At 43.7% G+C, this 18857-nt stretch carries 23 protein-coding genes; 12 read left to right on the top strand and 11 right to left on the bottom strand.

The features are described 5' to 3' along the window. Window positions 1-50 precede the first annotated feature (50 nt). From AAAA78_RS17010 to AAAA78_RS17020, 3 genes are all read left to right on the top strand, one after another. The gene (locus tag AAAA78_RS17010) at window positions 51-1115 is read left to right on the top strand and encodes a hypothetical protein (protein ID WP_340593312.1); all 1065 of its coding nucleotides are present in this window, start codon (window positions 51-53) and stop codon (window positions 1113-1115) included. Window positions 1116-1228: 113 nt separating this feature from the next. Further along, a complete protein-coding gene (gene speE / locus AAAA78_RS17015; RefSeq protein WP_340593313.1) occupies window positions 1229-2518 on the top strand; it encodes a polyamine aminopropyltransferase in 1290 nt (429 codons plus the stop codon). 62 nt (window positions 2519-2580) lie between these two features. Continuing rightward, complete coding sequence (locus AAAA78_RS17020) at window positions 2581-3201, top strand: superoxide dismutase (RefSeq protein WP_295903770.1); 621 nt, start codon at window positions 2581-2583, stop codon at window positions 3199-3201. A gap of 63 nt (window positions 3202-3264) precedes the next feature. Here AAAA78_RS17020 and AAAA78_RS17025 read toward each other — a convergent pair whose 3' ends face one another. Next, the gene (locus AAAA78_RS17025) at window positions 3265-3834 is read right to left on the bottom strand and encodes a flavodoxin family protein (RefSeq protein ID WP_340593315.1); all 570 of its coding nucleotides are present in this window, start codon (window positions 3832-3834) and stop codon (window positions 3265-3267) included. Window positions 3835-3900: 66 nt separating this feature from the next. Here AAAA78_RS17025 and AAAA78_RS17030 point away from each other — a divergent pair, with 66 nt between their 5' ends. Then, complete coding sequence (locus tag AAAA78_RS17030) at window positions 3901-4470, top strand: hypothetical protein (protein WP_340593317.1); 570 nt, start codon at window positions 3901-3903, stop codon at window positions 4468-4470. A gap of 88 nt (window positions 4471-4558) precedes the next feature. Here AAAA78_RS17030 and AAAA78_RS17035 read toward each other — a convergent pair whose 3' ends face one another. Both AAAA78_RS17035 and AAAA78_RS17040 read right to left on the bottom strand, forming a co-directional pair. After that, window positions 4559-5041, bottom strand: a complete 483-nt coding sequence (locus tag AAAA78_RS17035; protein ID WP_340593318.1) for a BON domain-containing protein — start codon at window positions 5039-5041, stop codon at window positions 4559-4561. 39 nt (window positions 5042-5080) lie between these two features. Beyond that, window positions 5081-5461 carry an HPF/RaiA family ribosome-associated protein gene (locus tag AAAA78_RS17040; protein ID WP_295903784.1) on the bottom strand — a complete coding sequence of 127 codons (381 nt, stop codon included), beginning with the start codon at window positions 5459-5461 and terminating at the stop codon, window positions 5081-5083. Window positions 5462-5668: 207 nt separating this feature from the next. Between AAAA78_RS17040 and AAAA78_RS17045 the strand changes: the two genes are divergently transcribed. Continuing rightward, window positions 5669-6592, top strand: coding sequence for a LysR family transcriptional regulator (locus AAAA78_RS17045; protein ID WP_295903787.1), 924 nt, complete (start codon window positions 5669-5671; stop codon window positions 6590-6592). A gap of 90 nt (window positions 6593-6682) precedes the next feature. On the opposite strand, the gene AAAA78_RS17050 is transcribed toward AAAA78_RS17045, so the two are convergent. Then, window positions 6683-7912, bottom strand: coding sequence for a M20/M25/M40 family metallo-hydrolase (locus AAAA78_RS17050; RefSeq protein WP_340593320.1), 1230 nt, complete (start codon window positions 7910-7912; stop codon window positions 6683-6685). A 129-nt stretch (window positions 7913-8041) separates the two neighbouring features. On the opposite strand from AAAA78_RS17050, the gene AAAA78_RS17055 reads away from it, so the two are divergent. Then, window positions 8042-9613 carry a B12-binding domain-containing radical SAM protein gene (locus AAAA78_RS17055; protein WP_340593321.1) on the top strand — a complete coding sequence of 524 codons (1572 nt, stop codon included), beginning with the start codon at window positions 8042-8044 and terminating at the stop codon, window positions 9611-9613. Here the strand turns inward: AAAA78_RS17055 and AAAA78_RS17060 are convergent. From AAAA78_RS17060 to gstA, 3 genes are all read right to left on the bottom strand, one after another. Next, a complete protein-coding gene (locus AAAA78_RS17060) occupies window positions 9564-10049 on the bottom strand; it encodes a DUF1772 domain-containing protein (protein ID WP_340593322.1) in 486 nt (161 codons plus the stop codon). The genes AAAA78_RS17055 and AAAA78_RS17060 overlap by 50 nt on opposite strands. 63 nt (window positions 10050-10112) lie before the next feature. Further along, window positions 10113-10883 (bottom strand): bifunctional 2-polyprenyl-6-hydroxyphenol methylase/3-demethylubiquinol 3-O-methyltransferase UbiG, encoded by a 771-nt coding sequence (gene ubiG / locus AAAA78_RS17065; RefSeq protein WP_340593323.1) that lies wholly within the window; start codon window positions 10881-10883, stop codon window positions 10113-10115. Between the two features lie 86 nt (window positions 10884-10969). Further along, on the bottom strand, window positions 10970-11602 hold the full coding sequence (gene gstA / locus AAAA78_RS17070; RefSeq protein WP_340593324.1) for a glutathione transferase GstA: 633 nt from the start codon (window positions 11600-11602) through the stop codon (window positions 10970-10972). Between the two features lie 30 nt (window positions 11603-11632). Between gstA and AAAA78_RS17075 the strand changes: the two genes are divergently transcribed. Together AAAA78_RS17075 and AAAA78_RS17080 are read left to right on the top strand one after the other, a co-directional pair. Next, window positions 11633-12007: a hypothetical protein gene (locus AAAA78_RS17075; RefSeq protein ID WP_340593325.1), complete on the top strand. Its 375-nt coding sequence runs from the start codon at window positions 11633-11635 to the stop codon at window positions 12005-12007. A 53-nt stretch (window positions 12008-12060) separates the two neighbouring features. Beyond that, a complete protein-coding gene (locus tag AAAA78_RS17080; RefSeq protein WP_340593326.1) occupies window positions 12061-13857 on the top strand; it encodes a glycosyltransferase family 39 protein in 1797 nt (598 codons plus the stop codon). On the opposite strand, the gene AAAA78_RS17085 is transcribed toward AAAA78_RS17080, so the two are convergent. The 3 genes from AAAA78_RS17085 to AAAA78_RS17095 are packed head-to-tail and all read right to left on the bottom strand — an operon-like array spanning window position 13835 to window position 15959. After that, window positions 13835-14197, bottom strand: coding sequence for a DUF1304 domain-containing protein (locus AAAA78_RS17085; RefSeq protein WP_295903814.1), 363 nt, complete (start codon window positions 14195-14197; stop codon window positions 13835-13837). The genes AAAA78_RS17080 and AAAA78_RS17085 overlap by 23 nt on opposite strands. A 2-nt stretch (window positions 14198-14199) precedes the next feature. After that, the gene (locus AAAA78_RS17090) at window positions 14200-14592 is read right to left on the bottom strand and encodes a TM2 domain-containing protein (protein WP_340593327.1); all 393 of its coding nucleotides are present in this window, start codon (window positions 14590-14592) and stop codon (window positions 14200-14202) included. Next, a complete protein-coding gene (locus AAAA78_RS17095; RefSeq protein WP_340593328.1) occupies window positions 14589-15959 on the bottom strand; it encodes an NAD(P)H-binding protein in 1371 nt (456 codons plus the stop codon). The genes AAAA78_RS17090 and AAAA78_RS17095 overlap by 4 nt, the downstream gene beginning before the upstream one ends. 147 nt (window positions 15960-16106) lie before the next feature. On the opposite strand from AAAA78_RS17095, the gene AAAA78_RS17100 reads away from it, so the two are divergent. The 3 genes from AAAA78_RS17100 to AAAA78_RS17110 all read left to right on the top strand — a co-directional run bounded on the left by AAAA78_RS17100 (window position 16107) and on the right by AAAA78_RS17110 (window position 17696). Further along, window positions 16107-16556: an Hsp20/alpha crystallin family protein gene (locus tag AAAA78_RS17100; RefSeq protein WP_340593329.1), complete on the top strand. Its 450-nt coding sequence runs from the start codon at window positions 16107-16109 to the stop codon at window positions 16554-16556. A gap of 66 nt (window positions 16557-16622) precedes the next feature. Next, window positions 16623-17162 carry a DUF924 family protein gene (locus AAAA78_RS17105; RefSeq protein WP_340593330.1) on the top strand — a complete coding sequence of 180 codons (540 nt, stop codon included), beginning with the start codon at window positions 16623-16625 and terminating at the stop codon, window positions 17160-17162. 54 nt (window positions 17163-17216) lie between these two features. Further along, window positions 17217-17696 carry a GreA/GreB family elongation factor gene (locus AAAA78_RS17110; RefSeq protein ID WP_340593331.1) on the top strand — a complete coding sequence of 160 codons (480 nt, stop codon included), beginning with the start codon at window positions 17217-17219 and terminating at the stop codon, window positions 17694-17696. 2 nt (window positions 17697-17698) lie between these two features. Here AAAA78_RS17110 and AAAA78_RS17115 read toward each other — a convergent pair whose 3' ends face one another. Then, on the bottom strand, window positions 17699-18172 hold the full coding sequence (locus AAAA78_RS17115) for a VOC family protein (protein WP_340593332.1): 474 nt from the start codon (window positions 18170-18172) through the stop codon (window positions 17699-17701). 113 nt (window positions 18173-18285) lie between these two features. Between AAAA78_RS17115 and AAAA78_RS17120 the strand changes: the two genes are divergently transcribed. Next, window positions 18286-18804, top strand: coding sequence for an asparaginase domain-containing protein (locus tag AAAA78_RS17120; RefSeq protein WP_340593333.1), 519 nt, complete (start codon window positions 18286-18288; stop codon window positions 18802-18804). Window positions 18805-18857: the final 53 nt, after the last annotated feature.

Consider the following 18857-nt stretch of genomic DNA (forward strand, 5'->3'; position numbering starts at 1 on the left):
TGAGGTGAAACGTGATTTCAAGATTGGAAAAGCTCTCTTTGGGAGCTCTAATGTCTTTTTCTCTCTTAGCGTCTACAGTTTGGGCTGAAAATCAAAGCGTTCCGACTCCTGAAAAAGTAGCCCGACCGCCACAATATATTATGATCGGTTTCGATGGCGGTTTGGATCTGAGACAGTGGCAAGCCACACGTGATTTCGCAGCGGACATGACCAAAAACAACAAGCCTGTGAAATTCACCTATTTCATTAGTGGCGTTTATTTTCTTCGCCAGGCCAATCGACACTTCTATGCTCCACCAAAACACGACGTGGGATATTCAAATATCGGTTTTGGTGAAAGTGCGATGGGTATTGCTTCTCGCCTTAACATGATGAACGATGCCTACGCTGAAGGACACGAAATTGCTTCTCGTGGCAACGGTCAGTTTGATGGTGCTCGTGAAAATTGGGACACAAATGACTGGGATTCTGAATTTAAACAATTCAACGACTTGGTTTTCGGAGCTTATTTCAACAACGGCCTGACTCCAAGTTCAAAATATCCACAAGGTTATGCTTTGGGAGAAAAAGATGTCGTGGGCTTCCGTGCTCCCCGTTTGGGCGTGAACGAGGCTCTGTGGCAGACAATGAAGGCTATGAACTTCCGCTATGATGTCTCTGTTCCCGGTGCTTCAACTTTATGGCCGACAAAAAATAAATACGGTTTCTGGAACATCACTCTTCCCATGATCGAGATGGCCGGAACTGGCAAATTGATCATCGGCATGGATTATAACTTTTACTATGTTCATTCCAAAGCCAAAGAGGATCTAGCAAACCGCGAACACTATCGTAAGGAAATGCTCGATTCTTATATGAACTACTTCAATATGAACTACTACGGTCGCCGTGCACCTGTGAGTTTGGGTCATAACTTTGAGAAGTACAATGGTGGCGCTTACTGGGACGCTCTTCAGGATTTTGTTAAGAATGTCTGCGGAATGCCAGAGGTAAAATGCGTGAGCTACAAACAATACGCTGATTGGCTCGACACTTTAACTCCTGAAATTCTCACATCTTACAAGCTAGGGCAATTTGACCTGCTTCCACGCCCACGTCGCCCTAATATTCAATAGGGTTTCGTGAGTTTGGTAACTCTTTGAAAGGACGATTTTTTTCTTGTCAGGGGGGTGAAAAGATCCTAGAACCCCCCTTTCATTAAAACATCCATTTCTGGGAGGACAGTGAATTGAAAGCTCTAGGTCGCCATATTTTAGTTGAGTTCAGTGGTTGCAACGCTGAGGTTTTGAATGACGTTTCAATCATCGAAAGAAGTATGATTGAAGCCGCACAAATCGCAGGCGCTACTGTTATTAATTCGACTTTCCATCACTTTTCTCCTTGGGGCGTAAGTGGTGTTGTGGTGATTCAAGAAAGCCATTTAGCAATTCACACTTGGCCTGAATACCGTTACGCCGCTGTCGATCTTTTCACTTGCGGCGATTCGGTTGATCCCTGGGTTTCTTTCGAACACCTGAAAAAAGCTTTCCAAGCAAACTACTCTGCACTTGAAATGAACCGTGGATCTCTTCACGTTATTCAAAAAACAGATTTCCAACCCAAAGTGATGCGCGAAAAACCTTCTTTCGATTTGACGAAAGGTGTGCAAATCGAGCGCAACGTATGGTTCACCGATAAAGATGAAAACCAAGCTTTGTCTTTGCGCTACACAGGCGATGTTCTTTTCGACGAAACAAATCCGTTCCAACGCGTTCGTGTTTTGGATTCTTACTCTCACGGAAAATTCTTGGCGATCAACAACATGGTGATGTGCACAGAGCGCGATGAATTCCACTATCACGAAATGATCACTCACCCGGTGATGCAAACTCACGGCAACGCAAAGAACGTTCTTGTGATCGGCGGCGGTGACGGCGGAACAATCCGAGAGCTTTTCAAGTACGACCAGATTGAAAAAGTGACGATGGTTGAAATTGATGAAGCGGTGATTCGTGCTTCTAAGCAACATCTTCCGCAAATCGCTTCTGAGTTCGGCAACCCGAAATTGAATCTCATCATCGGTGACGGTATTCAATTCGTAAAAGACGCGGCTCCAGGATCTTACGATGTGATCATCGTGGATGGTTCAGATCCTGTCGGTCCTGCGCAAGGTCTTTTCACGACAGAGTTCTACACGAACTGCAAAAACGCACTCAAAGAGGGCGGCTTGATCGTGACTCAAGGTGAATCTCCAATGTTCCATGAAGGCACTTTCGTTGAATTAAACCAATGCCTTAAAGGAATTTTCGGTAAAGGAAGCGTCCACACTATGCTTTTCCATGCAACGACATACCCATCTGGAATGTGGAGCTTGCAAGTCGGCGTGAAGGGACAATTCCATCCAGCAAAAGACTTCAATAAAGACAAAGCGCGCCAATTCTCTACAGCCAAAGGTCTTAAGTACTACAACGAAGATTTGCACACGGCGGCTTTTTCTTTGCCTACCTTCGTCAGAACAATGCTCGGCGAAAACGCTTAATTCATAGACCGCCTCCTATTTTCATTATAGTTTCAATTGAGACTAAACAATAGGAGGCGTACATGTTCAAACTACCTACTCTACCATACGCAAAAACCGGTCTTGCTCCTTTGTTCAATGAAGAACAAATGACTTACCACTACGACAAACACCACAAAGCTTACATCGACAACTTGAATAAGTTTGCTGAAACAGATGCTTCTCTTAAAGGAAAATCCCTTGAAGAGATCACTCTGACTTCTTCTGGCGGCGTGTTCAACAACGCGGCTCAAGCTTGGAATCACACTTTCTTCTGGTTCGGAATGTCTCCGGCTGGTCAAGGTGGCAAACCTTCTGCAGATCTTGAAACTGCGATCAAACGCGATTTCGGTTCTATGGATGAGCTTAAAGCAAAATTCGTCGACGGCGGTGTTAAAACTTTCGGTTCAGGCTGGATCTGGCTTTGCACAGATGCCTCTGGCAAATTGAGCCTGGTTTCTACTTCCAACGCAGCAGTTCCATTCACAAACAACGGCCCGGCTCCATTGCTAGTGGCTGACGTTTGGGAACATGCTTACTACGTTGATTACAGAAACCTTCGTCAAAAATATCTTGAGACTTTCTGGTCGCAAGTAAACTGGAACTTCGTTTCAGAAAACTACGCAGCTAAAAAAGTTCGCGATTTGACGAAATCAATGACTTAGAAAAAAGGTACCAGGTACCTTTTTTCACCAAAAGGGGACTGCGCTTTAAGCCAGTCCCTTTTTTTATTTAAGCCACTGTCTCTTAGGATCTTTTTTGTCGACGGGCCAGGTGCTCCAATTGATTTTTAAATCACAGGCTTTCAGGAAGTTTTCTAAAATCAGTTCGACGTCTTCTTTTTGCCAGAAATCTTTGGCGTGTGTGCTTTTTGATTTTAAAGCGATATCTGAAACCAGCGAATAAACCATTCCACTCATTGGAGGAATTAAGAATCCCATTGTCGAGAGAACTCCTTGAAGACGGGACAACACGGATTTTCCTCCCACGGAGTGCATCAGTACGAACACCGCGCAGGGTTTTCCCATGAGTGCCACTGACGCTTCCAGGTCCGTCATGTCTTCTAAAAGCTTCTGCAGAGGACTTCCCCACGAATCCCAATAAGTCCCTGTGACAAAAATCACACCCGAGGAATTCTCAATCTTTTTTCTAAGCGCCGGTCCATAGGAGGTTTTCGCTAAGTGAACAACGTCTACGGAACCCTGTCCTTTAAAGAAGGGTTCAATGGCTTTGATCCACAGAGCGCAGTTCCCTTTATTTCCAGAGGGACTGCCGTTGAGAATTAAGATTTTTTTCATAGTCGACCAGCCTGTTTGCCCGCCATCGGGATCCAATGTTAGTTCTTCCCTTAAGAGGGAAAATCCATGTTGAAATACGTATTTGCTTTATTATTGTCTGTTTCTACAGCTCACGCCAAGGACATCCGTCCACTTTTTGAAGCTTTGCAGGACTCTGGTGAAAAATACTTCATCACGGGCACCGTGTGCGAGCAGGTGGCTAAGCTTAATCTAGAAAAAATCTATAAAGCTCCTGAATACACAGTTACTACAGGCATCCAATACGGTAGCGAAAAGCGCGTGATCGGCGAGTTAGACGTGATCGTTTTCCGCAACGCGAATCAATCCGCCGTTGTTATTGCGGAAGTCAAATGCTGGAACAGTTTGGGGGGAGCTTTGAAAAAAGCTAAAGAACAGCGCAAACGTTTCTTAGAAACTTTGGGTGCAGGTCGTAAGTTGCACGTCACATGCGGTGGACAAGATTGCGATTTGAGTGAAAAGAACTTCAACCAAGTTCAGAAATTTATTTCGATCTCTCAAGACGGCGGCCTAGAAAAAGGTTTCGATATGACGTTAGGATATTCTCTTGATGAAATGATGGAACTTCGTAAGCAGTTGATGTCTTGCCAAGAACGCGGCGAATGCCGTCGCCCGTAAGCCCTTAAAAAGATGAGGGCGCCTCTTGCAGGCGCCCGTACATGGAGGGATGGGAAAAGGACCGCATATTAGTCTGTGTGTACTCTCATCAAGCCACCTCCTTGACTAGGGTTTCATCGGTTACAGTAACAGGGACTCTTCGGGGAGGGTCTTTAATCTCAATGAAATTTAAGACATCCCGCACCCCGGAGAGCTCCCATGCCGATGCGACCGCCATCGCTTTAAGTCTTGGACGGTAAACTTCACCATCAAGTTTGACGATGCCGTCGATCACTTCGACTTCGATATGCTCTCCGCCGATTTTGATCATTTCCGCCATTTGTGACTCAAGGATGTTGGTAATTTCCTCGTCCGTTCTATAATAATCTGCTGGAACTATGATTCGATCTTCCACGGCCCATACGCCTTCTGTGTCAGAGATCGCTTCCAGCGCTGCATTCTTTTTGTAGGAAGTGTCAACAAAGCCACTGACAATGACTACACTTCCACGGACGACGATATCAAGGTCAGCCATGCTTACTCTTTTATCCCATTTTATTCTGTCACGAATTTTTTTAAGAAGAGTATTCATAAGCTGCTCCTTCGGCCTCGGTTGATTATCAACTATTTCTTAAGCCACTCCCTGAGATTCAGGAAGTGGTTCAAAGTTCAACATCGGGTCTCGTCTGTGATGTTGAGCTTTTTTAGAGGATCTTTTGCTAAGAATAACTTTCAATGCAGAAACCGTTTTAGCTACACACGCCTTAAAATTCTCATCGGTTTTACGCACTTTAATCACTGTGCGCATACGCGATGGTTTTAAGATGACCTCACAGATGTAACTAGGTTTGCGAGTGGACGTTCGGTGACGATCCGATTCGACTCGCACTGTGAGGTGAGCACCACTATCATATTTGAAGAAGTCTTCAATGGCCCCTTCCACTTTTTCTAATAAATAAGCTTCAAGGTTCTCAGTTTTAGTGATGTCTCTGTAGTAGATGTCTGTTTGCATGATCTACCTCCTTGTTCTTTTCTTATTATCGTTGAGAACAACAATTTCTTTAAATATATAATTTTGATGGTATACTTAGGATAAAGTTATGTATTCGCGCAGCTTCCTAGAGGAAACTCTAAAAGACTTCGATACTTACAGAGCTGCAGCGAAAGGCTAGTTCCAAAAAGGCTCTGAAAAAGCCTTGTCATCAGGGGGTCTAGATTCATGTTTAACTACAACCACTTATATTACTTTTATGTAACGGCAAAGCTAGGTGGCGTTAGTAACGCCGCAAAATATCTGCATATCAGCCAACCTTCATTAAGTTCACAATTAAAAGTTTTCGAATCTTCCATAGATCAAAAATTATTCGAGAAAAAAGGTCGACGCTTGCAACTCACTCCTGAGGGAGAACGCGCTTTTGCCTACTGTAAAAAAATTTTCGACGTCGCTGCCGAGTTCGCAGAAAGCTTACGCTCTCCATCCGAAAAACAAAGCCAAAGAATTCGTATCGGTGTTACAGATCAAGTGGAGCGTCCTTTTATTGCCGATCTTTTAAGTCCACTCATTAAAGAACGTAAACGCGGTGTTGAAAAAACTTTTTTCGTAAGTTCTGCCCCTTCCGAGGATTTGATCAATCAATTGCGCAGTCAATCCATCGACTTGGTGTTAACAAATAAACCGATTTACTCTGAAGATGTGAAAGAGTTTGCTTCCGCGAGTATGCCGGTGAATTTGCTTGTCTCAACACAAAATCTAAAAGAGTTGAAGATTCGCATTTCTAAGGGCACATCCGCTTTGGAATTTTTAAATGCAGTTCCGTGGGGACTCATCATCCCGTCTTACAAAATGAAATTGCGCCATGAAACAGATTTATTCTTTCAAGAAATCAAAGCGCGTAAAAAAGTCGTTTTTGAAAGTGATGTGATGTCTGTGGTGGGCCGTGCGATTATTGATGGCGCCGGTGTCGGCTTTCTTCCCGTTCCCTATGTTTACGACGAAGTAAAATCCGGAGTTTTAACAACCATTGGCCCTAAGAGTGGTTACTGGAAACACACGGTGTATTTGCTGGGAAGAAAAGATGCGAATTATGACGAGGTCGTCGAAGACGTTAAGAATAGCGTGAAGCGTTTGGAGAAAATGGTTTGATATTTTTTACAGCTACTCTCGGTGATTCATAGGCTGGCTATCCTGTGCGGCCTTCCTGACGAGCTTCCTGCTCGTCAGGCCTTTGTATTTTTAGTATGGTTGGCGCGCTTGGCTGTTTGCCAAATCCATTGCCATTACAAGAGCGATTTTTGTGTAAACCGCTGAATGCTTAAAGTTGGAATCAGGGCTGATAATATCGTTTGCTGTATGAATCTTCTGATTGCTTGCACGGAAAGTCGCTTCAAACGGCATCAACGCTGCATAGCCTTGGCGGTTCCACGAAGCGTGATCACTGCAACCGTATCCACACTTATCGTCAACAATACGTGCATGCAAATAAGTGTCATTCATCGCTTTTAAATAATCACGAAGCCAAGCGCTTGTGAAATCTGTCATGCTGCCAATCACAAGTTCACCAGAACCTGGGAACAATGTCATATCCAATTGAAGAACTGCAACGACGTCTTTCTTTTCTGCCTTATATTGCTTTGCAATTTCAGCAGAGCCCAAAAGGCCCGACTCTTCGCCTGCATACCAGAAGAATTCCACAGTGCGCTCTGGTTGAGTTTTGTTCATCAAGATACGCAATGCTTCGATCAAGTTCGCTGAACCAGAAGCATTGTCATCAGCACCGGGAGCTGCTTTTCCCCCGCCCCAAGATTGATTGATGGAATCTAGGTGACCGCCCAAAACGATGATTTCATTAGGTCTTGCACTTCCCACCAAACGCACACGTAAAGAATTTTGCTGCGTTGAAGAATGTGTGATTTCAGAAATTTCGTAAGGAATCGTTGCATTGGAAAGCATGGCTTCCAAACGCTGCTTCATTTCCACAATGTGTTTGTTAGGTTGTGAATCGCGATTGTATCTGTTGGGGAATGCAGACAACCATTGAACATAGCTGCGCAGATTGTTTTCGCTAACTTCCGCTAAGGCAGATTCAATGCCCGTATTTTTTTCTAAAGAAAGAATTTTAAATGGCGCTCTTTCGTAAAGATCATTTTTCTCTTTGATCTTTGCCATCTCGCTGAGCATTTTATCAAAGCCGTTGGACTGCAACATCACATCTGTGCTGAGGTCTTCAAAACCACCGCACTTGCCAACACTGTGCGCACGCTCTTGAATTCTTTGCTGCATCAGCGGAGTGACAATCGCGTATCCTACTTCCACGCTCTCGTCTTTTGCGAGAACAGGAATATTTAAGGCGCGAAGGTCCTTCAGATCTGCAAGAATGGGTTTGGTTTGGAAACTTTCAAGTGAAGGAACGTGGGCCATTGCATTCGATGCAACGAATAAAAGTGCCAGAGCGGCCATTTTCATAATTCAATCCTTTGAAATATACAAAAACCATCATGGTTTTTGTTACTGCAAAGTAATGGTATCTTTTTTGTCCTCATGTTGGCAAAGACAATTCGCTTATTTTTTCAACATGCACTAAGATGCCCTTCTATGAATAAAGACATTCTACTCGTGACCCTGAACTCTTCGTATCCGCACAGCTCATTTGGGCTTCGTTATCTCATGGCGAACCTTGAAGAACTCCAAGACCGTGCCGAGATTATGGAGTTCACCATTCAACGCGATCCTCGCGATGTCGCAGAGGTTTTATTGCGTCAAAAACCAAAGATTATTGGCCTTGGCGTTTACATTTGGAATGCGCAGGAGTCTTTGGAACTTGTGTCGTTATTAAAAAGAATCAGCCCCGAAACAGTTGTGGTTTTGGGAGGTCCTGAGGTCAGTCACGAATCAGAAACCAACCCCATCTGCCAAATCGCAGATTTCACAATTAAAGGTGAAGCGGATTTCTTGTTTTACGAGTTCTGCAAAAATTATTTAGATAACGGCGTCCTTCCTTCCACAAAAATCGTGGCTGGGATTTTGCCTGATATTAAAAAAATCAAAACACCTTATGGTCTTTACACCGATGAAGACATTCAAAACCGCGTGATCTACGTCGAAGTGTCTCGGGGTTGCCCATATCGCTGCGAATACTGCTTGTCATCTTTAGACAAAGCCGTGCGCAACTTTGAACTGACAGAGTTCCTGCAAGAGATGCAAAAACTTTTAGACCGTGGTGCGAGGCAATTTAAATTTATCGACCGTACATTCAATTTAAGCCCTACAACGTGCACAACGATCTTACAGTTCTTCTTGGATCGCATTCATTTGGGTCTTTTCCTGCATTTTGAAATGGTGCCGGATCGTTTGCCGGTGGAAATTCGCGATTTGATCAAACAATTCCCTCCAGGGGCTTTGCAGTTTGAAATCGGTATTCAAACCTGGAATCCCGAAGTGGCACATCTTGTGAGTCGTCGTAATGACTATGAAAAAGTGAAAGACAACTTCCGCTTTCTCGCTTCAGAAACGGGCGTGCACACTCATGCGGATCTAATTGCGGGTCTTCCGGGTGAAGACCTTGTCAGTTTCGGAAAAGGTTTTGATACCTTGGCGGAACTTCAACCTCATGAAATTCAAGTAGGAATCCTAAAGCGCCTTAAGGGTGCTCCGATTGCCCGTCACGATAAAGAGTGGGAGATGGTTTACTCTTCTCATCCTCCATTCCAGATTTTGCGCAACAAGAATATGGATTTTGAAACTTTGCAAAAGATGAATCGCTTTTCAAAGTATTGGGATCTTTATGCCAATAGCGGTGTCTTTAAAAAGTTTGTGAATATCTTGCGAGAACGTTCACAAACTCGTGAAGATAAATCCTTCTTCTGGGAATTTTTTGACTTCAATGAATTCTTAACGACTCGCTATGCTCAGTCCTTTGGAATTTCGCAACTGAGCCTTTTTGAAACGGCCTACACGTATCTCAAAGATCAGTTGGGCTGGCCTCAGGAAGATGCAAAAACACTGATCCTTGAAGATTACTATGCGACAGGAAAAACAGATTTGCCGAAATTCTTAAAAGACTATTCGCAAGTGAAAAAACATTCATTAGGTGATTCGTCAGACAAGACAAATATTCCTAAACGACAGCAAAGACATCTCGCGGGGAAGACAGAGACCGTTTCATAAAGAAGCTTGAAGCAAGCAAAAGACCAAAACCCGAGACCAGCAGTGCGCTTCGAATATACATAAAACGAAGCCATTGCGAGCGAATGTCATCCCAATCTGACAACGGCGTCATGAGCTGCCAAGAATGAGTTGCCCAAGTCATAACAGCCTCATCAAGAACACAGACCAAGGCAAAGGCGACAAGCATGAATTCCAAAGTTCTCCATGCTCTGCGCAGATAATACAAATTAGAAGCAATCGAAGCTGTGATAAGAATATAAAAAAGCGGAGCCCACGCCGAGAATGTTGTATCCATGGACTGACGAAGTTCAATGTAAGATCCCATTGAAAGCTTTTCCATGGCAGTCCCCATTCCTAACACGAATGCAAGGGAATTACCCGCCATGAGACCCACCATCAAAAGGCTCATGTATCTCGAAACTACAGATACGCTCATAGCGAGAGTCTATATTCTCTTGTTTAGAGAACCACAAGTTTCTTTTTTGAAATCAAAAAGTCCTTAATGCTCACGCATTTTTTTTGCGTAGCCTGTGTAGGCGATGAGTGGATGCTTTGTGAATTTAAAACGAAAGTCTTTAGGAACAACTCCACTTCGCAAAAGTTGAAAGAATGCTTTCTGTGCGAAGACGGGCCGAATGCCTCGAAGGGTCATCAACTCCAGGCCCACGTCATCCATCCAGTCGCGCAATTTATTTGGATCGATAAATAGCGAATAGACGTGATTGTCCTTCGGTGTGTTTTTTACAAACCATTCCATCCCTTTGATCACAATAAGCCACGATAATGGATTTTTGTTAAAGGTGTTGAAAAAGAAAAGTCCACCGGGGCGTAAAACTCGTGTAGCTTCGGCAATCACTTTGCTCGGCTCAGACACGTGTTCGAGAACATCCATTGCCGCCACAACATCGAAACTCTCTCTTGGAAATGGCACTTGGTAAATATCACCCTGCATGTAGCGTACCGTGTGTGTTCGATCGTACTTTTCGGCTACTTTTAAACTGGAGGTTGAAAGGTCAATTCCGGTGACACTGTGACCTGCTAAAGCCAAATCGTTTGAAAGAAATCCTCCACCGCATCCCATATCGAGGATTTCTGCACGGTAACCTATATTGCGACGGATTTCTTCCAAGATCCATGGGAGTTCTAACTTGTGCTGGTTTCGTAAGAGGGCGATGGGATCGTCTTGCGCCTCATACCAGCGTTCCGCTAAATGGTTGTACACATCGTTATTGATAATTTCCCGGTCTAACTTCGCGAGATCCGAATCCATGCAGAAACCTCCCCATTGATTCAAACTACCAAAGAGCTTGAGTTTTCAGGGAGGTTTCGCGAAGTCCAGTGGCAAGAATCACGAGACTATTTTAAAAGACCTTCTGCTCTCATGGCTTTTTGCACCGCTGGACGACCCATCATTCTTTCCATAAAACCGAAAAGGTGAGCGTGTTTTGACAGATCCACCTTCAAGAAATTAGCCCATCCTAGAATAGTAAATAAATACGCGTCAGGTGCCGTGTAAGTTTGTCCCATCAAGAAACTGTTATTTTCGAAGTGACTGTTTAAGAATGCAAAACGACGTTCCATATTAAGGAGAATGCCGTCACGGTAGTCTTGAGCACCTGATGGATTATTCGGAAACATTCTCTCTGTCGCAAACAGAGCGCCAAGACCTTTATGCATTTCAGTTGCTACGTAATTCATCCACTCCAAACAACGATAACGATCCGGAGATCCTACTTTTGGAATCAAATTCATTTCAGGCTTTTTGTCGCACAAAAATTGTAAAATCACTGCGCACTCTGTAAGAAGTCCGCCGTCAGGCAAATCCATTGAAGGAACGGAACCTTTGGGATTGATCTTGAAATAGTCGTCACCTTTGGAGGTTTTCTTTGTGCGTAGATCGACGGACTCTGCTTCGTAGCTAAGGCCCAGCTCCTCGAGAATAATATGCGGAGCCAACGAACACGCGCCTGGTGAAAAATAGAGTTTCATACTTTTGATCCTTTCATATAGACTAAACACATGAGTGAATACATCGAGATTATCTTCCGTTGGGCTTTTGGATTGCAAATGGTCTTTTGGGGACTCAATGGTTTTTTTTATTGGGTGAAAATTCCGCCTTCGGGACCGGTTATCGACAGATTTGTTGAGGCCTGCGTTGAAACGAAATTCATCATGCCCATAGTAAAACTTGTCGAAATATTTTTCGGAGCTTTTCTCTTATTAGGTTTCGCAGTGCCACTAAGCCTGACAGTTTTTGCGCCTCTGATTTTTGTTATTACAGGCCTCCATCTGTTTCACAATCCGAAGCATTGGGGCGTTCTAGGACCGATCACGATTCCTTATCTCGTTTTGATCTTCCTTCACGGCGGAACTTTATTACGACTTGTTCACTAAAGCTTTCGTAACTTGAGGCCAAAACACTTATTTCTGTAGATAGTCCAGACTCTATGGAAATAAGAAAAAAGTTTTCTCCGACGAATTGGTTTTTTGTTGCAGGTCTTTGCGGAATTCTTCTCACGCTGTCGTGGTTCTCTTTCGTAACACCCCAGCCTAAAAATATTCGCTTCATTCATCCTGATTTGGATTCCACGGATCAAGCGCCCTCGACGGTTTATCACCGCCCTCATCAAGATGGTCTTTATTGGTTAAATTTTGATACAGAGCCTATGCTTGTCGCACCAAAGCGTCTTCATTTGCGCACATTTAACTGCGTTCATCAGCTCAGCACTTCTCATGGAGAATGGAATTTTCCATCCAATCAAAATGCAGTCTGCAATAATAAAGACGGTGTTATTCTTCGCAATACAGCTTCGATATTAAACCAACCGACGACATGGTATATCGCCGGCAGCACCTCTGGAGGAAACTACGGCGTTATTCTTGATGTTGATTGGACCGAATGGCCCTTCGCACTGGGACTGACAGTTCTTATGATTTCGTTGGGCTTAGCTGTTTATGGAAAGTTACCCACGATGCAAAATCCAGAGCGTGTTGCCGTGATGATTTTTTTAGCGGGCGCCTTTTTTCTTCGGTTCTGGTTCGTGTTTATCATGTCTTCCCCACAAATGAGTTTATTTTCTGACATGGGAATGTACTTTGATCGCGGTTGGGAGTTGGACCGTGGCATTTACCAAACAACACAAACCTTTCAGCCCATTGGCTATACGCTTTTATCTTTGTGGGTTCGTCACTTAGGCGGGTTTCCGCTTTTGAACTGGTTGCAGGTATTTTTATCTTGGGGCGTGGTCTTTTTGATTTTTCTTATGGTACGTGAACGCTTTGGAAAAACAGCAGGACTGATCAGCTTGCTTGTCGCCAGCACTCATATCCCTTTAGCAGCATTGGCCTCTATGCATATGGCCGAAATGACGTATGCCTTTTTAATAACCTTCACTCTTTGGTGCATACTCAAAGTTCTGAAACGCCAAACGCTGACAGGATTTTTTATCATCGGGTTTTTGCTGGCCTTTGCATTTTATTTTAAAGGCAATCACGCTTTCTTTATTCCGGCGTTTTCTCTATGGCTTCTTTATCGGGATCGCAAAAATCTTTCGGCCGCTTTTCTCAAAGTCAGTATGCTCGCTGTGGGTTGTTTGATCGTCGTGATTCCCCACGTTGTTTGGACCGGAATTCACTACGACAAACCTCAATTGGGACCTACCGCAGGAGCCCTTAACTTTGTTGAAGGAAAATGTCCTTCTAAAGACAATCGCGACTCCCGGGGTGCGCGCTGGATGTCTCCGCTCTTTGGAGTTTTAGGAGAAAGAACTTTTAAAAAATGGCCTCGCCCTTTCACCGATCAAGCTTACTTCTGGAAAGAAGGATTTAAATGCATTGAAGAAAATCCGGCCGTTCTTCTTTCTAGTTTCCGCTATATCTACTATCTTTTTGCAGGAAATACTCTGTGGCCGATTGCCGAAACACCGATGAAGACCTGGTATTATCCTTGGGAGATATTCTTTTTATATGGACTTCTTCCTTTTGCTCTTATCGGCGCTTTAAGCCTTTCACGCAAAAAGGATTCCTTCACCGAAGTCGCTGCTTTGATGATGTTGACACTGTTTTTTACTGTGTGGTTTTTCAAATCAGAAAATCGGTTCCGCGTGCCCTTTGACGCGATCATTATAGTCTGGAGTTCCGCCGGATTAGCTTGGGCTTTAGAAAAAATAAAGGCTTGGGCCCTTGAAAAACCCAAACCTTCTTCTTTGCCTCTGGAAGCAATTAAGGCTTCATCACCAACGTAAAAACCAAAGCCAGAATAGCAGGAACGGCTTGAACGTAAAAAATACGCTTACTCACCGTCGCGGCACCATAAATGCCTGCGACAATCACACAACCTAAGAAGAAAAGTTTTAGCTGGTAACTGAATAAAAGATCTGGATGCACAAGACTCCAGATAAGTCCCGCAACTAGAAAACCGTTATACAGTCCTTGATTGGCAGCAAGAACTGCTGACTCTTTCGCCTTTTCCGGCGTGTTTCTAAAGATTTTTAATCCCAAAGGCTTCGTCCAAAGAAACATTTCCAAATACAGAAAATAAAAATGAAGAACAGCAACGACTCCCACAAAAATATTTGAAAGCATTTTTATCCCACTCCATTCACTTCAGAGATCTGTTCATTCAATGTCCAGAAGTCAAAAAGATACCCGCAAAAGAAAAGGCCGCCAGTGAAAAACCAAATAAGGCCCGTCACCCATTTTCCCATATAAAAACGATGAACGCCAAAGTAGCCTAAAAAAGTAAGTAGAATCCAGGCGATGTTATAGTCCACTCGTCCTGCTTTATAACGACGATCGGCTTGGCGATCCATTGATGGAATTAAAAATAAATCCACCAACCAACCGACTCCCAAAAGACCTAAAGTAAAGAACCAGATAGTTCCCGTGATCGGTTTACCGTAATAAAAGCGATGCGCTCCCATAAAACCAAAAATCCAAAGGATGTAGCCGATCAATGTCGAGTGAGTTGTATTTGTCACGATGTCCTCTCCTTTTTATTTAAGTATGCACCAAATTGATTCATTACCCAAAGATGAAAGAGAGCTTGCGTCCATCTATAAATATACCAAGGTATGCGCGGTTCAAAATCATGAATAGCCGCAATCACATACTCTCCGCCCAAAACTTCACGAAATTCTAAACGACCACGAACCGTCTTGCGCGCTAGAAGTCCGCCGCGCACATAAAAAAGTTGTCGATGGGACCAGCTGCGCTGAGGAGCATATTCTAGAACCAAAAGACGAACTAATGGAAAGCGCCAGCAAAAATAAATCCAGTTATCTTTCACTTCAACTTTCAAGAATCCCGGTTGCATCTTCGGCAGAAATTCTTGATAGCTTTTAGCGACACTCTCTGCCGTTTTCCCTTTAGGTAAAGAGATTCTTTGCACCGAACGAACGACATGCCGACGTGAGGGCGTTCCTTGAAATGCCAGAGGAGCTTTAGATTCGTCGTAATCTTTCAATGCTTCCGTAAGAGCTTCCTCCACATTCATGAAATGATAACCTGGAATATGCAACGCTCTTTTTGGATTTACGATAAGAGACGCTTTTAAACCTTCTACCAAAGGACGCACTAAAGCTTTAGGAGCTTTCGTAATTAAACACACCCAAAGTGTCGAAAGCTTTGGTGTAACCAAAGGAAAACGAAAAATTCGGCGACGAAGACCGCAAATCTTCGCGATCTTTAGCATCATCGAGGAATAACTGACGACTTCAGGTCCCCCAACATCGAAAACTTGATTGAAATATTCTTTATTTCCCACGCAATGACTGAGACTAAAAACAATGTCCTTTAGAGCCATGGGCTGACTCTGAGTACGTGTCCAAGCTGGACACAACATCACGGGCAAACGCCTTACTAAACGAGTCATGATATGGAATGAAGATCCTTCCGCACCAAGAATAATCGCGGCGCGAAGAACGGTTGTAGGCACAGAGCTTTTTCTAAATACTTGTTCGACTTCCCAACGACTGCGCAAATGTGGCGATACTTCATCCGTATCATCGGGTCTCATGCCACCCAGGTAAATAATTTGTTTTACTCCGGCTTTTTCGGCGGCTCTAACAAAATTATCGGCGACGATCAAATCTAAATCATCAAAGGTTCCCTGAATTAGATGCGCAGAAGGACGCATGGAGTGAACAAGATACACTGCTACATCGACATCGCTTAACGCCTTCTCGGCATCAAGCAGACTAAAAAGATCACACTCGCGCCATTGCACTTTCGAGTCCGGCTGTTTATTCACCGAACGACTTAAGGCCACGACTTCGTGATCCTTTTTTAAAACTTCGACAAGGGCCTTGCCAACAAAGCCACTGGCACCCGCAATTGCGACCCTCACAGAATCTCCCTAAAAGAAATAGCGTATCACATTCATATCTAGGTTCTAAAAAGAACCGACAAAATACAACAACTTACGTAGGCACCTTGACAAGAATTTTTGCGCACACATGTTTGTACTGAAAGAACTCATAAAGGAGGTTTTTCTATGAGACTTTTAACACCTTATTGGTCAACTCAAAGAACAACATCAACGGATCTTTTCAACGAGATGGAGAAATTTTTCGAAAATTTCGCGCAGGCGCCTGCCACACCAGCAGAGCGTACTTATTCTCCAGCCTATGAAATTACAGAAGGTGAAAATTATTACCTAATTAGCGCGGATCTTCCTGGCGTCAAAAAGGAAGATATTAAAATCGAGATGAATGAGAACGTTCTCACCATCTCTGGCGAAAGAAAACGAGATAATAAAACTGCTTCTTTTAAACGAAGCTTTAGTGTGCCGAACACGGTGGACTTTGAAAAAATCGAAGCCAACCATGAAGACGGTGTTTTAAGTATTCAATTACCTAAAGCTGCCGCGATGAAGGCACGCACTATTGAAATCCAATCTAAAACTGGGGATTCTTCCGAAAAACTCAATACTCCTTCCCACTAATCGCATTCTCCTCCCACGAGGGCTTGGTTCCCCACCAGGCCCTCTCTTATTTTTAGAAAGACGTATATGGATTGGCAGCCCGTTTTAGATTTTTGGTTTGAAGAAATTGATCCTAGCTTCTGGTTTATGAAAGATGATCTTTTTGACCAGCAGATTCGCACTCGTTTTTCTAAAACGTATGACTATGTCGTTGCGGGAAATTCAGCAGGATGGAGACAAACTCCAGAAGGGCGTCTTTCTGAAGTGATTGTTTTAGATCAATTCGCTCGCAATATGTTTCGTGATACTCCCAAAGCATTTGCCGCCGATCCTTTGGCATTGCATTTAGCGCAAGAAGCTGTTCGCGTAGGTGACGATCAAAAAATTTCTTTAGAACAAAGATCTTTTATCTATATGCCTTACATGCATAGCGAGGATCCAGAAGTTCACAAAAAAGCCGTGGAGCTTTTTTCGCAAAAAGGTCTTGAGAACGGTTTAAAATACGAAATTCTTCACAAGAATATTATCGATCGTTTTGGAAGATACCCTCACCGCAATAGAGTTTTGGGACGCACGTCGACTCCGGAAGAAATTGAATTTTTAAAAACGCCGGGTTCTTCGTTTTAGACTGTTGCCTCTTTTTCGTCAAAAGACGATACTAGAAGGCAAACGAGGTCTGGCTTGAATAAAAAGAAACTCATCGAAAATATTCGTACGCAGCTTACTAACGACTTGGACGTTTTAAAACAAGCCGCTAAGGCGACTTACGAAGCAGCCACTCATGAAGAAAGCAAACCCGAAAACGAATATGACACTCGCGGTTTGGAAGCTTCTTACCTTGCAGGCGCTCAAGCCAAGCGCATTGCTGAAATTGAAGAACTCTTGGTGATTTTCAAACACGTCGACATCAAAGACTTCGGACCTAATGATAAAATCAACTCAACAGCTTTGGTCGAAGTTGAATCCAACGGCAAACACAGTTTCTTTTTTATCATGGCAAAAGGTGGCGGTCTTAGTATTTCTTATGAAGGCCGTACCATCCAAGTTATCACTCCCAGCAGCCCTTTAGGTGAAGCGTTGCAGGACTTGAAGGTCGGCGGAATTGCCGTCGTCGAAAACGGCGATCAATTCCGCGAGTATGAAGTGCTCAATATCTGGTAAGTTTACTGTCTTTCCTGATACGCTTTTTGTGCACGTTTTTTTAATTCCTCGGGCGAGACATCTTCTTTATGCGTTGAGATCCACCAAATATATCCAAATGGATCTTTTAGCTTTCCTCCACGGTCTCCATAAAACTGATCCGCGACAGGACGGTCCACAGTCATTCCCGCTTTCACGGCTCTATCCGTAAATGCATCCACATCCTTCACATAAAGATGCAGCGTCATCGGATTTCCGCCCAAAGATTCGGGACTGCGAAAATCCATTTCTGGAAATTCATCAGCAATCATCAGATTGCCTCCCGCCACACGAATTTCAGCGTGTCCGATTTTTCCAGAAGGATCCTCCATGCGAAAGAGTTCCTCTGCACCGAAAGCTTTTTTATAAAACTCGATGGCTTTGGCAGCTCCACGAATACAGATGTACGGAGTCAAAGGAGCTTGCGGGTTCGGGACTGGTTCTACTTTTTGTGCCATGAAAACCTCCATAAATAGGTTTCTCTTTTAGAAGACCTTGCTGAAACTCGCAAATTACTTTCCAGCAGGGTAATTCTTGCTAGTTCCTAGAAGTTGACATAGGATTTCGAACCATGGGCACTTCAATTCAAGATGTTATTATTATCACGACAGGTGGAACTATCGAAAAAACGTACAACGAATTCGACGGTTCGTTGGAAAATCGTGGCACCAGCATCAAAAATCTTCTTCTGTCAAAGATGCGTCTTCCGTATACAAACATCATGGTGTACCCACTGCTCAGCAAAGATTCTCTTTACATGACTGATTCTGATCGCGCGTTGATTGCCGCCACTGTAAAAGATCAAATGCAAAGAGGTTCTCCAATTGTCGTTTTGCACGGCACAGACACGATGAGCATCACGGCAGAGCACTGCTATAAAGAAATAGGCACACCTAAAGTTCCTGTGGTTTTCACCGGCGCGATGATTCCAATGGGTTTTGAAGACAGTGATGCCGCCCAAAATGTAACGGAAGCTCTTCTCACGGCAAAGCTGATGAAACCTGGTTTTTACATCTCTTTCCACAATCAAGTTTTCAACGTTCCCAACGTCAGAAAAAATAAAGAAAAGGGAACTTTCGAGAGCTTTTAGTCTCTAGTTTCTCATTCTGAGTCTTGGGATTTATCAATAATCTCCGAAGAGTG

This window comes from Bdellovibrio sp. BCCA (assembly GCF_037996825.1).
Classification (GTDB): Bacteria; Bdellovibrionota; Bdellovibrionia; order Bdellovibrionales; family Bdellovibrionaceae; genus Bdellovibrio.

Excerpts from the sequence above, each read along its gene's own strand:
- AAAA78_RS17055 (WP_340593321.1), top strand. The coding sequence starts at position 8,042 with ATGAATAAAGACATTCTACTCGTGACCCTGAACTCTTCGTATCCGCAC.
- AAAA78_RS17020 (WP_295903770.1), top strand. The coding sequence starts at position 2,581 with ATGTTCAAACTACCTACTCTACCATACGCAAAAACCGGTCTTGCTCCT.
- gstA (WP_340593324.1), bottom strand. The coding sequence starts at position 11,602 with ATGAAACTCTATTTTTCACCAGGCGCGTGTTCGTTGGCTCCGCATATT.
- AAAA78_RS17080 (WP_340593326.1), top strand. The coding sequence starts at position 12,061 with ATGGAAATAAGAAAAAAGTTTTCTCCGACGAATTGGTTTTTTGTTGCA.
- AAAA78_RS17040 (WP_295903784.1), bottom strand. The coding sequence starts at position 5,461 with ATGCAAACAGACATCTACTACAGAGACATCACTAAAACTGAGAACCTT.
- AAAA78_RS17035 (WP_340593318.1), bottom strand. The coding sequence starts at position 5,041 with ATGAATACTCTTCTTAAAAAAATTCGTGACAGAATAAAATGGGATAAA.
- AAAA78_RS17100 (WP_340593329.1), top strand. The coding sequence starts at position 16,107 with ATGAGACTTTTAACACCTTATTGGTCAACTCAAAGAACAACATCAACG.
- AAAA78_RS17010 (WP_340593312.1), top strand. The coding sequence starts at position 51 with ATGTCTTTTTCTCTCTTAGCGTCTACAGTTTGGGCTGAAAATCAAAGC.
- AAAA78_RS17060 (WP_340593322.1), bottom strand. The coding sequence starts at position 10,049 with ATGAGCGTATCTGTAGTTTCGAGATACATGAGCCTTTTGATGGTGGGT.
- AAAA78_RS17085 (WP_295903814.1), bottom strand. The coding sequence starts at position 14,197 with ATGCTTTCAAATATTTTTGTGGGAGTCGTTGCTGTTCTTCATTTTTAT.
- AAAA78_RS17050 (WP_340593320.1), bottom strand. The coding sequence starts at position 7,912 with ATGAAAATGGCCGCTCTGGCACTTTTATTCGTTGCATCGAATGCAATG.
- ubiG (WP_340593323.1), bottom strand. The coding sequence starts at position 10,883 with ATGGATTCGGATCTCGCGAAGTTAGACCGGGAAATTATCAATAACGAT.
- AAAA78_RS17030 (WP_340593317.1), top strand. The coding sequence starts at position 3,901 with ATGTTGAAATACGTATTTGCTTTATTATTGTCTGTTTCTACAGCTCAC.
- AAAA78_RS17115 (WP_340593332.1), bottom strand. The coding sequence starts at position 18,172 with ATGGCACAAAAAGTAGAACCAGTCCCGAACCCGCAAGCTCCTTTGACT.
- AAAA78_RS17120 (WP_340593333.1), top strand. The coding sequence starts at position 18,286 with ATGGGCACTTCAATTCAAGATGTTATTATTATCACGACAGGTGGAACT.
- AAAA78_RS17045 (WP_295903787.1), top strand. The coding sequence starts at position 5,669 with ATGTTTAACTACAACCACTTATATTACTTTTATGTAACGGCAAAGCTA.
- AAAA78_RS17105 (WP_340593330.1), top strand. The coding sequence starts at position 16,623 with ATGGATTGGCAGCCCGTTTTAGATTTTTGGTTTGAAGAAATTGATCCT.
- AAAA78_RS17025 (WP_340593315.1), bottom strand. The coding sequence starts at position 3,834 with ATGAAAAAAATCTTAATTCTCAACGGCAGTCCCTCTGGAAATAAAGGG.
- AAAA78_RS17075 (WP_340593325.1), top strand. The coding sequence starts at position 11,633 with ATGAGTGAATACATCGAGATTATCTTCCGTTGGGCTTTTGGATTGCAA.